The organism is Ginsengibacter sp. (assembly GCF_057362405.1).
This window is the reverse complement of the sequence record NZ_JBMQQG010000138.1, coordinates 1-11,562: the sequence shown is the minus strand read 5'-3', so window position 1 is coordinate 11,562 and position 11,562 is coordinate 1. Positions and strand designations below refer to the sequence as shown.

The window sequence follows — 11,562 nt, the reverse complement described above, 5'->3', positions numbered from 1 at the left end:
ATCTTTCCGGAGAAAAAAGGCAAGAAGAATTACCCAGGAATACCCGGCCAAAATAGATTCATTTGATTTAAAAAATGAAGGTAAAATTGAATTTGCCAATTGGGATAATCCACTCTTAAGCCCAAAATTTGTAAGCCAGGAGATGGTTGATTTTTTTAAAAAATTTATTAAACATGGCGACCTCGTAATTGATATTGGAGCTAACATAGGCGATACAACCGTGCCAATGGCATTAGCGGCGGGCAGTTCGGGAATCACATTGGGCTTTGATCCTAACCCGTATGTTTATAAAATTTTAGAAATTAATGCCTCTCTCAATAAAGACAAACAAAATATTATTCCACTGCTAAACGCGATATCAGTAAAAGATGAAGATTTTTATTATGTATCCTCGGAAGCATCTTTTTCCAACGGAGCCATATCTCCTACTAAAGAAAGTAAGCATGGAAAATTTGTGTATCCCAATAAAATTAAAGGCATTAACCTGTTGCAATTTTTGGAAAAGAATTACATGGATAAACTCAATGTTTTCTCTTTTATAAAAATAGATACTGAAGGCTACGACAAAGAAATTATTAAATCCATTCACGACTTAATAGAAAAATACAAACCTACTATAGTTGCTGAAAGTTTTGGTGACAGCACCAACGAAGAAAAAATAGAATTGTACGACGTTATTGCCCGGCACGGCTACGAAATATTTTACTTCGAAGACTTTGATATAACAGCAGAAATTATTAAGCTGGAAAATAGTCATGAAATAACCAACTGGAAAAAAACTATTAATATTTATGCGATCCCCATAAGTAAAAAGTTGTAACAGTCCCATCATTTCCCCGTTCAAAATTCTTAAAATAATTGACCTATCAATTTCCCTTTGGATGAAACAATTGAGGTTTCTTAAATCCTGCAAGCCGATTTCCTTTTAGAAAGTTTTAGCACAACACGGATATGAAATATTTTAGTTTGCTGACTTTGATAGTAATGCCAAATCATTAAACTTGAGTATTGTCATTTTATGACAAATTGGGGAAAGACATTACGTATTTACGAAGTGCTAATAGAGAAAAATTATAACATCTGAACTTCACTACGAAGTCTAAAAATTGATGGTACTATTGTTGCATATATTTTTCATTCCAAACCTGGAAGGACCAAAAAGTAATTCATGGAACTTCCGGGAATAAATATTTAATGGTATAAAAAATGAAATCACCCACTCCACAATGCTCGTTGATAATAACTACTTATAACTGGCCGGAGGCTTTGGATAAAGTTTTACGAAGTGTTGCCTGGCAATCAATTCTCCCCGGCGAAGTACTAATTGCTGATGACGGGAGTAACGCAGATACTACAGATATTGTAAAAAAAGTCCAGGATACATTTCCGATTGCTATTAAGCATTATTGGCAGGAGGATGTAAAGAAAAGAAAAACACGTATAAATAATATCGCCATTTCCAAAGCTAAGTACGACTACCTTATATTTATTGATCATGATATAATATTACATCCAAAGTTTATAGAAGATCATCTTTCATTGGCAAAACCGGGATGCTTTGTTAACGGCAGTCGCTTTTTGATAAATAAACAAAGCACGGATATGGTTTTGGCAAATCAAAACATGACACCGTTAGTCCTCAAAAAATTAAGAGGGAAAAACAATCTGAATAAAATGCGCTTCCCTTCTTTGATGGCTTACTTGGCCAGCAGATATCAATCACACGATAATATGGCTCATATTGTAAGAGGATGCAATATGGCTTTTTGGAAAAAGGATCTTCTTGCAGTTAATGGGTATGATGAAAGATACCAGGGTTGGGGAAGAGAAGACAGCGATATTGCTATTCGTCTTTTCAATAATGGCATTAAAAAAAGATCTATAAAATTTGGAGGAATCGCGTACCACCTTCAACATAAAGAAGCTAATAAAGCCGATGATGATTTATATGAACGGATGATGACAACTGTATTAGAAACTAAATCGAGATGGGCTGAAACAGGTTTAAATCAATATTTCAAAAATAATTCAGATACTTTTCAAGCAAAATAAAACCAATGATTGTTGATACCCTTATCAATTCATAATTTTTAAATCCTGCAACCTGGTTTCCTTTCAGAAAATTTTGTTCAATAAAACTTAACATGCGATATTTTAATTTATCGTGTTTGTGTTTTCTTATTTGTTTTACGTGAGGATACAACTGGTGGTTCCAGTTAAATTTTTTTATAAAATCTTCCATTACTGCTGGGTGGGTATCCTTGAAAATTTTCAACCGGCTTAAATCACCATAATCAAAACTGTTCGCTTCATCCTTAAACAATGAAGCTGCTTTGTCTTCTCCCTGCATATGCGTTTCGAATGAAATCCTTTTTTTCTGCATCATCTCCGGGGGGCGTACCCATCCATAATGATACACGAATGCATCCACTTGCGCTACCTTAAGTTTATACGTATTTTCCTTCTGAAAATAATTAATGCCATCAAAATCCGGAATGCGGCGGAACGATTGTGCATCACGCCACGAATGAATTTCAGGGTTGTTCCGAACGATCCTTATTTCTTTAGGATACCAGGCGTGCGAAACGATATAATGGGAATAATCGCCCCAAAAATGCCTGTAATTAAATAGTAACCCTTCAACGGCGTGATTATGCAAAAGTTCATTACACCTGTTTTTGATTGTTGACAAATATTTTTCATGTATCACTTCATCACTTTGCAGGTAAAAAAGCCAGTCTCCTTTACAATGTTCTTTGGCAATATCCGTCTGGTGCGCATATTCGCTCCCGTTAGGGTACTTTTCAATATCCCATTCCGTACGAATAATTCTAATTTTATCGGAGTTGATTTTTTTGATTTCTTCGAAAGTGAAGTCATCTGCATCGCAGTTGCCAAGAGCAATTACAAATTCATCAACTATTGGCAAAATGGACTCGATAGATGCTTTAACAGGGTAATATAATTTAGTAGCATTCCTTACCATACTAAATCCGCTGATCAACATATTTTAATATTTGTTTGTTTCAAATGTAAAGATTAAAAATTACCACAAATATCTTGTCTGCTCATAAATAGTTTTCCATTAATTAGTGCCGTCGTAAATTTGTAAACTCAAAAGTTTTTCCAGATGACCAATTTCGTTCCCATATTTCCATTATCTATAGTTGTGTATCCTGGCGAAGATTTGAATCTCCATATTTTTGAACCAAAATATAAACAGCTAATAAAAGAATGTTTCGATCAAAAAAAGCCTTTCGGAATGCCGGTGGTTATTAACAATAAAGTAAACGAACTGGGAACGCTGGTAGATATAGTAGAAATTTCAAAAGTATACGACACAGGCGAAATGGATATCAAAACAAAAGGGCAAAAGGTTTTCAGGGTGTTGGAAATTATAAATGAAGTGCCGGATAAATTATACAGTGGTGCGATTGTTAGCTATCCCGTAAACAACGGGCATGGGAAAAAATTATTGATGACAAAAGTTATAGCTGCAATAAAAGAGCTCCATAAACTGCTAAACGTTACTAAACCCTTTCACAAAGATGAAGAAGAACTAAGCAGCTACGACGTTGCACACCATGCCGGCCTTACGTTGCAGGAGGAATATGAATTTCTTTCACTTACCAATGAACTGCAACGCCAGGAGTATTTAAAACGGCACCTCACTAAAGTGTTACCTGTTGTGGCTGAGATGGAAGCTTTAAAAGAAAAAATTAAACTAAATGGGCATTTCAAGAATATTAGCGGCTTTAATATTTCATAAAGAATACTTTACTACTTTGTCACAGAGTCCGAAAGCTATCGGGTTAAAAAAAAGCGAATTAGCCGAATAATTCAATTCGTGTTATCTTTCTGAAAAAATATCATTTGGATACAACTTTATGTTTTGACTTTGGTAATACCCGCCTTAAATGCGGCGTGTTTAAGGGTGATGAATTGGCCGAAATTTTTTCGATGGATGACAGCGATAATTCAACCATTGAAGAGCTGCTGAAGAAATATACTCCCCAAAAAACAATTCTTTCTTCAGTTATTGATCATGACGTAGAAATTGAAAAGGTTCTTGATGAAAAAACTTCATTTCATAAATTAAGTTCCAAGACTATTTTGCCGTTTACGACACCTGTTGGTAAGCCTGAAACAATTGGCGCCGACAGGCTGGCACTGGCAGCGGCAGCGGTTTACTTTCATCCGGGAAAAAATAATTTGGTCATCGGCCTTGGCTCATGCGTTACTTACAATTTCATCAATAAGTATGATAGTTTTGTTGGTGGAAGTATTTCACCAGGCATGGAAATGCGTTTTAAGGCATTAAATTATTACACAGCTAAACTTCCGTTAATAAAGCCTGACTGGAATTTTCCTTTGATAGGTTATGATACACGTACCAATATTTTAAGTGGCGTTCTGATGGGGCTTGCAGAAGAAATTGATGGTACTATAAAAAAATACAAAGAAAAGTTTCACAATATTAACGTGTTGTTAACCGGGGGAGATGTTGTGTATTTTGCTCATCATCTTAAAAGCAGGATATTTACTGACGCCGACTTAATTTTCAAAGGGCTATTCGCTTTAAGCAAAATAAATTGAGTTTTCTAAAAACGAAATAGTAACTAACAGGGCTTATTAATATTTTTTCTTGAAGAAAATGAATCACTGCATTAGCCATAAATTTATAATACAAGCTACCCTGGTAATGTGCTGCTTTTTTATGGCCTCTTGCGAAAATTCATTAAAGGATCTTAACCAGTTTACAGAAAAAAAAGCGGGAATCGAAGAAATTAAAGGTGTCACTATCATCTATAGTTTAGGCGATAAGACAAAAGCTAAACTAACTGCCCCTTACATGCTTCGCCACCAGGAAACGTCACCCTATATAGAATTTACAAAAACTTTACATGCCGATTTTTTTGATGATAGCTTACGAATAGAAAGCAAAATGAATGCGCACTACGGAAAATACATGGAAGAAGAAAGTAAGGTATTTCTTAAGGATAGCGTGGTAGTTTTTAATGTAAAGGGCGACACTTTGTATTGTAACGAATTATATTGGGACCGGTCCAAACCCGGTAGGGAGTTTTACACCGATAAACCAGTGCGCATTAGAACTCCTTCACAGATTATTGATGGAGATGGCCTGGATGCACCACAGGATTTTAAAAGCTGGCATATAATTAATGGCAGAGGATTTGTTAGAATAAGTTCAGCAGAGTTTCCTCAATGAGATTGGCACATTGAACTATTTTTGCCCAATGCTGTTTAATTCAGGAAATATTATGTTGGGATTGAATCGGTATATTGAGAACATGCAATCACTCTTTTTTAAATCAAAGAAAAAGTCAATTCAACGAACAATAAAACAATTAATAATTAATCAAAAAAACAAACTATGAGCAAATATGCAAACGCCGAATGGCATGGAACCGGTAAAGATGGCAAAGGAATGTTGTCAACAGAAACGAAATTTCTAAACAATGTTCCATATACGTATGCAACAAGATTTGGCGAAGCGAAAGGTGGCACTAACCCGGAAGAACTGGTAGCCGCAGCTCATGCGGGCTGCTTCACTATGAAATTAAGTTTTGTTTTAAACGCAGCGGGCTTTACAGCAGATTCGATCGAAACAAAATGCGATATTACTTTGGGCGATGGTGCCATAACCAAATCGCATCTTACGGTAACTGCAAAAATTCCAGGCATTAGTAAAGAGAAGTTTGATGAGTGCGCAAAAGAAGCAAAAGAGAATTGTCCTATTTCAAAATCATTGAATACTAATATAGCAGTTTCGATGGAGGCGACGCTTGGCTAACCATCCCTCATTTAAAAGAATTTATTATTTAACGGTATTGCCTGGCAGTTGTCGGCAGTACCGTTTTATTTTTTTTAATGCTCGTTATGAACCTGGATTTGTCACTGACATGCAATATTAATTTTCAGAAAAATTTAATTAAACGTTTGTTTAATTTCAAACAACTGTTTAACTTCGCCCTCTTTTTAGAAAAAATGGATAAGCGGGAAATCATCATATCGGCAGCTATGCGGCTCTTTGCACAAAAGGGTTTCGAGGGTACATCCGTAAGGGAAATTGCTTCCGGGGCCGACGTGAACCCGGCCATGATAAGTTATTATTTTGGTTCCAAAGAAAAGTTATTTGAAAAACTGGTTGAACACAAAGCGGCCTTTTTAAAAGGAGTATTTGCTGAACTGGCTAATAATTCATCTCTCACCCAACTGGAAAAGTTGTTTATTGTAATTGACAGTTATGTTGACCGAATGTTTCAAACCCCCCAGTTTCACCATTTGCTTCACAGGGAGCTTTCACTAGACAGGCGCCCGCAATTAAAAGATGCAATAAGTGACATTTTGCTGAGAAATCTTGTTTCTGTTAGGAAAATTATCCAGGATGGTGTTGAGTCTGGCGAATTTAAAGCTGTAGACCCGGAACTTACTATTGCAAGTATTATCGGCACTATTAGTCATTTACTTTCATCAGAAATAATGTGCAGAAAGATTCTACACAAGTCTAAGGATTTTAATCCTTTCCAGAGTAAAAAATTAAAAGAACGCATAAGTGAACATTTAAAACAATTAATGAGTTCTCACTTGTTGAAAAAATAACTAAACCAAAAACGTCAGGAATTTTAAAACATATTTCGTGAAACAACTAAGAATATTTTTAACCGCACCCTTTTTTTTGATAGCATTTTCAGGGCCTTTGTTATTATCTGCGCAAGACTCTGCAGGTATTAAACATCTTACTTTACAGGAAGCCATTGATTTAAGCATAAAGAACAGTAAGCAATTAAAAGCTTCGCAGGCCCGGATAGACGAGGCAACGGGAGCCTTAAGCGAAGCGAAAGATAACAAGCTGCCGAACGCAAGCATCAGCGGAGCTTATTTGCGCATTCCCAGCCCGACGGTGTCTTTAAAAACAAAAATTTTTGGAAGTGCAGATAGCGCAGGAGGTGGCGGTCCATCAGTTAACCAGGCGTTATATGGTATTGCCAGTGTGTCGCTTCCCATTTACTCAGGCGGAAGAATCCGCTACGGAATTGAATCGGCAAAATACCTGCAGCAGGCAGCAACGCTCGATGCAGAAAATGATAAAGAATCAGTGATATTAAATACCATTAATGCTTACACAAATCTTTACAAAGCAACGGTAACGGTTGATGTGGTGAAAGAAAATTTACGCCAGTCTTTGCAAAGAGATTCCGTTTTATCAAGGCTGGAACAAAACGGCTTGCTCGCCCGAAATGATTTATTAAAAGCACAACTCCAATCTTCTAATATTGAGCTTTCCGTATTAGATGCAGAGAGCAACCGTAAAATAGCTACGGTAAATATGAACCTGATGCTTGGCCTGCCTGAGCAAACTGAGCTAATAACTGATTCATCAAGTTTTGAAAAAAATATCAGCCTCAAAAATTTAGAGGAGTATGAACAGCTCGCCCTTCAAAACAGGAAAGATATTCTTGCTTTGTCATTTAGAAAAAAGGCCGCTACTACGGGCATTGCCGCGGTTAAAGGAGAATTGTACCCATCTATCGCATTAACCGGGGGTTATATCGCCGCAGACATTCCACATTTCATTACGATAACAAATGCGGTAAACATTGGTGTAGGATTGAAATACGACATTGGCTCGCTTTGGAAAACCAAATCAAAAATTGTGCAGGCACAGGCGCGTGAAAGAGAAATTACCGCGGGGCAGGCCCAACTTGACGATGCTGTCAGGCTGGAGGTTACCCGCGATTATGAAGACTATTTGCTCAGTACCCGAAAGACAGAAGTGTATGAGAAGGCTGTTGTCCAAGCCGCAGAAAATTATAGAATTACAAAAAATAAATATGACAATGCTCTTGTAAATACTACCGATTTGCTGGATGCAAATGTCTCCCTGTTACAGTCGCAAATAAGCTTGGCTGTTGCGAAAGCGGATGTATTATTGGCTTATGATAAATTGTTGCAGGCGGCGGGATTAATAACTGCTAATTAAAAAATTAAAGCGTATAAATCAATTTTATGGAATCGAAAGAAAATGAAAAAATTACACCGGGCGATTCACTACCGGCTGAGCAAAAAAATGGTAAAGTTGTTGCTGAACCTAAAAAACGCAGCAAAGTTTTTCTTATCATACTTATTGTTATGATAGTTGGTGGTGGATGGTTTGGTATTTCAAAGTATACTTATGCTCAGCACCATGAAGAAACTGATGATGCGCAGGTGCAGGCTGATATAAGCCCCGTCATACCTCGTGTTGCAGGATATGTAAATGAGGTAAGGGTAAAAGATAACCAAACGGTGCATAAAGGCGACACACTTTTAGTATTGGACGATCGCGATTATAAGTTAAATCTCGACCGCGCTGAGGCTGCACTGGTTACAGCCAAAAGTAATGTAGATGCTGCCCGTGCCACTTCTAACGCCGCACGCACCGGAATCGAAAGTTCAAAGGCGAGCGTTTCAACAGTTGATGCGCAAATTGCAGCAGCACAAATAGCAGTAACCAGGACAACACAGGATTATAACCGGTATGCTAATCTTATTCAAGATCATTCCATAACACAACAGCAATTCGAGGAGGCACAGGCTGCAAAGGAGACCGCAGAAAAACAATTACAGATTTTAGAACAGCAGAAAAAACAGGCATCTACGCAAACCAATGTTGTTTCTTCTCAAAGCAATGCAACATCTCAACAGATTGGTGTTGCTGAATCTATGGTTAAACAACGGGAAGTGGAAGTGGAAGACGCCAAACTCAATTTAACTTATACGGTAGTAACCGCACCGGAAGACGGTAAAGTTTCCAGAGTGAATGTTCAGGAAGGCCAGTTTTTACAAGCAGGTCAGCCGGTATTTAGTATTGTACATAATACGAGTATTTGGGTAGTTGCCAACTTTAAAGAAACTCAGTACAAGAAAATGAGGGTGGGACAGAAAGTCGTTGTTCATGCTGATGCATTTCCAAAACATGATTTCGATGCAGTTCTTTCGTCATTTTCCCCGGCAACGGGAGCCGAATTTGCATTGCTCCCACCCGATAATGCGAGTGGTAATTTCGTGAAAGTTGTACAGCGCCTCCCTGTAAAAATTGAATTTGTAAATGCGAGTGATACGTTATTGAACAGGCTTAAAGCAGGCATGAATGTGGATGTGGACGTACATGTCAATTAATTCATTGAAGACAGAATAATATAATGCAGGATAATTCATTAGTTGAATACGGTTCCAGACGGGTTATTATAACGGTTACGGCTATACTATGCGCCTTGCTGGAAATAGTAGATACCACCATCGTAAATGTGGCATTGACGGATATGAAGGGAAGCATGGGTGCTACCTTAACGGAAATCGGTTGGGTTATCACAGCCTACGCCGTAGGTAATGTAATTATTGTACCGATGACGAGTTGGCTTTCGCAGCAATTCGGAAGGCGCAATTATTTTGCCGTCTCGATTATGATTTTTACCCTTTTTTCTTTTTTATGCGGAAACGCAACCGGCATTTGGGAACTGGTAATATTTCGTTTTTGCCAGGGGCTCGGTGGAGGTGCATTGTTAGTTACTTCGCAGACTATAATTACAGAAAGCTACCCGATTGAAAAACGTGGTATGGCCCAGGCTATCTACGGATTAGGTGTTATTATCGGCCCCACGTTGGGGCCACCATTGGGTGGCTACATCATTTACCATTATAGCTGGCCACTTATTTTTTATATTAATATCCCTATAGGAATTGTTGCAACGCTCCTAACGTTGCAGTTTGTACGAAGTCCTAAATATTCGGCAAAAACATTAACGAAACATATCGACTTTCTCGGAATTGCCTTGCTGGCAATCGCCGTAGGATCATTGCAATATGTACTTGAAAAAGGCCATGACGACGACTGGTTTAACAATAATATCATTATTATCCTGTCAGTAGTTTCAGTTCTCGGGCTATTCTTTTTTATATGGCGTGAACTAACTTATAGTAATCCAATTGTAGAACTGAGGGTATTGAAGAATGGAAACCTGCGAGTCGGAACCATTATGTCTTTTCTTCTTGGTTTCGGATTATATGGATCCACATTTATAATCCCTTTATACACCCAAATGACACTTGGTTGGACAGCCGAACAGGCAGGTATGTTACTGATACCTTCCGGCGTTGCAACTGCATTTATGATGCCTCTTATTGGCCGGCTATTACAAAAAGGTGTCAAGCAACAATACCTGGTAGCAATTGGTCTTATAACATTTTTCCTGTATAGTTTATGGGCTTATAAAATACTTACGCCCGATACAGGTGCTGATGCTTTTTTCTGGCTGCTTATTGTACGGGGAGCGGGGCTTGGGCTTTTATTTATACCAATAACAACATTAGCATTGTCTACTTTATATGGACAACAAATAGGCCAGGGCGCCGCTTTTACGGGAATGATGCGCCAGCTCGGCGGTTCATTTGGTGTTGCCATCATAACCACTTTTCTCTCCACGCAAAATATGGTACACCGTGTAAATATTGTGAGCCATTTGGATAAATACAACCCGGCCATTCAGCGAAAGGTTGATCTGTTGACAAAAGGATTTATGGGCAAAGGAATGACGCATGACATCGCACTTAAAAGCGCATACCAGGCCTTAGATTATAGCGTACAAAAACAAGCGTCAGTATTATCTTATATGGATGTTTTCCTTTATCTCGGTGTGTTATTTCTTATATGTGTACCTTTTGTTTTATTCGTTAAAAGTAACAAGAAGAAAAAAATCAATGTGGCTGAAGCCATGCATTAATTCCACGCCGCAAATTCTTGTTGTGCCAAGACTTCCATTGATCGCATGATATAAGTAGTTTCATCGTTGACTACGTTAATAACTTGACGTAGAAGAACCAGCTCCCATGGGACTATTACGTGTTAATGACAATAGCTGTTGAAAAAAAAGTTAAAACATTAAAATGTTCGTAAAATAATTTTGCTTCACATTTCGTTTGGGATATATTGCAGTAAGCTTTCCGTAAAATGAACAACCGTAAACCCTTCATATCATCTGCGATAATTTTTTCTATTTTATTTTTTCCATTCAGCCCTAATAAAAAAAATGAGAAAGAATTTATTACATCCGCAGGATTTACAAAAGAAATTGCCAGGAAGAATTTTATTGACAATCCATACTATATAATTATTTCGAAAAAAGATTATGAATTAAAAGTGTATGACGACCAGGGTTGGTACGCAACTTATCCCTGCGTGTTTGGTAGCGATGATTTACGGGATAAATATATGGAGGGCGATAAAAGAACTCCCGATGGCAAGTTTAAAGTGATCCTGAAAAAGATTCATCCTAAATGGGGATTCGAGCTTTTATTAGATTATCCCAACGAGGAAAGTATTGAAAAATTTAAAGAAAGAAAAGCCGAAGGATTAGTTCCACGCAACGCCAAAATAGGCGGTGGTATTGCCATACACGCTACGAGGCCACAGGAAGAGTGGACGGTAGATTATTACCAAAACTGGACAGATGGATGCATCTCTTTAAAATATACCGAAGCTAAAGATTTATACAGTTATAT

At 37.7% G+C, this 11,562-nt stretch carries 12 protein-coding genes; 11 read left to right on the top strand and 1 reads right to left on the bottom strand.

The genetic code is table 11. The features are described 5' to 3' along the window. Positions 1-820 (top strand): FkbM family methyltransferase (locus ACO1O5_RS11240; protein WP_486270222.1); only part of this gene is annotated, 820 nt, incomplete at its 5' end. 386 nt (positions 821-1,206) lie between these two features. Next, complete coding sequence (locus ACO1O5_RS11235; protein WP_486270220.1) at positions 1,207-2,052, top strand: glycosyltransferase family 2 protein; 846 nt, start codon at positions 1,207-1,209, stop codon at positions 2,050-2,052. Here the strand turns inward: ACO1O5_RS11235 and ACO1O5_RS11230 are convergent. Continuing rightward, positions 2,018-3,007, bottom strand: coding sequence for a glycosyltransferase family protein (locus tag ACO1O5_RS11230; protein ID WP_486270218.1), 990 nt, complete (start codon positions 3,005-3,007; stop codon positions 2,018-2,020). The genes ACO1O5_RS11235 and ACO1O5_RS11230 overlap by 35 nt on opposite strands. A gap of 123 nt (positions 3,008-3,130) precedes the next feature. Here ACO1O5_RS11230 and ACO1O5_RS11225 point away from each other — a divergent pair, with 123 nt between their 5' ends. The 9 genes from ACO1O5_RS11225 to ACO1O5_RS11185 form a co-directional block, all read left to right on the top strand. Beyond that, entirely contained in the window at positions 3,131-3,769 is a 639-nt protein-coding gene (locus ACO1O5_RS11225) for an LON peptidase substrate-binding domain-containing protein (protein ID WP_486270216.1), read from the top strand. 104 nt (positions 3,770-3,873) lie between these two features. Beyond that, positions 3,874-4,596 (top strand): type III pantothenate kinase, encoded by a 723-nt coding sequence (locus ACO1O5_RS11220; RefSeq protein ID WP_486270214.1) that lies wholly within the window; start codon positions 3,874-3,876, stop codon positions 4,594-4,596. 58 nt (positions 4,597-4,654) lie between these two features. Then, a complete protein-coding gene (gene lptC, locus ACO1O5_RS11215; RefSeq protein WP_486270212.1) occupies positions 4,655-5,230 on the top strand; it encodes an LPS export ABC transporter periplasmic protein LptC in 576 nt (191 codons plus the stop codon). 165 nt (positions 5,231-5,395) lie between these two features. Further along, complete coding sequence (locus tag ACO1O5_RS11210; protein WP_486270210.1) at positions 5,396-5,815, top strand: OsmC family peroxiredoxin; 420 nt, start codon at positions 5,396-5,398, stop codon at positions 5,813-5,815. A 194-nt stretch (positions 5,816-6,009) separates the two neighbouring features. Further along, entirely contained in the window at positions 6,010-6,624 is a 615-nt protein-coding gene (locus ACO1O5_RS11205; protein ID WP_486270209.1) for a TetR family transcriptional regulator, read from the top strand. A gap of 37 nt (positions 6,625-6,661) precedes the next feature. Next, a complete protein-coding gene (locus ACO1O5_RS11200) occupies positions 6,662-8,005 on the top strand; it encodes a TolC family protein (protein ID WP_486270207.1) in 1,344 nt (447 codons plus the stop codon). Positions 8,006-8,031: 26 nt separating this feature from the next. Continuing rightward, positions 8,032-9,183, top strand: coding sequence for an HlyD family secretion protein (locus ACO1O5_RS11195; protein ID WP_486270205.1), 1,152 nt, complete (start codon positions 8,032-8,034; stop codon positions 9,181-9,183). Positions 9,184-9,206: 23 nt separating this feature from the next. Next, positions 9,207-10,784 (top strand): DHA2 family efflux MFS transporter permease subunit, encoded by a 1,578-nt coding sequence (locus ACO1O5_RS11190; protein WP_486270203.1) that lies wholly within the window; start codon positions 9,207-9,209, stop codon positions 10,782-10,784. 227 nt (positions 10,785-11,011) lie between these two features. Continuing rightward, positions 11,012-11,562 (top strand): L,D-transpeptidase family protein (locus tag ACO1O5_RS11185; RefSeq protein WP_486270201.1); only part of this gene is annotated, 551 nt, incomplete at its 3' end.

Coding starts and splice junctions, on each gene's coding strand:
- ACO1O5_RS11235 (WP_486270220.1), top strand. CDS start 1,207: ATGAAATCACCCACTCCACAATGCTCGTTGATAATAACTACTTATAAC.
- lptC (WP_486270212.1), top strand. CDS start 4,655: ATGAATCACTGCATTAGCCATAAATTTATAATACAAGCTACCCTGGTA.
- ACO1O5_RS11230 (WP_486270218.1), bottom strand. CDS start 3,007: ATGTTGATCAGCGGATTTAGTATGGTAAGGAATGCTACTAAATTATAT.
- ACO1O5_RS11210 (WP_486270210.1), top strand. CDS start 5,396: ATGAGCAAATATGCAAACGCCGAATGGCATGGAACCGGTAAAGATGGC.
- ACO1O5_RS11205 (WP_486270209.1), top strand. CDS start 6,010: ATGGATAAGCGGGAAATCATCATATCGGCAGCTATGCGGCTCTTTGCA.
- ACO1O5_RS11190 (WP_486270203.1), top strand. CDS start 9,207: ATGCAGGATAATTCATTAGTTGAATACGGTTCCAGACGGGTTATTATA.
- ACO1O5_RS11195 (WP_486270205.1), top strand. CDS start 8,032: ATGGAATCGAAAGAAAATGAAAAAATTACACCGGGCGATTCACTACCG.
- ACO1O5_RS11225 (WP_486270216.1), top strand. CDS start 3,131: ATGACCAATTTCGTTCCCATATTTCCATTATCTATAGTTGTGTATCCT.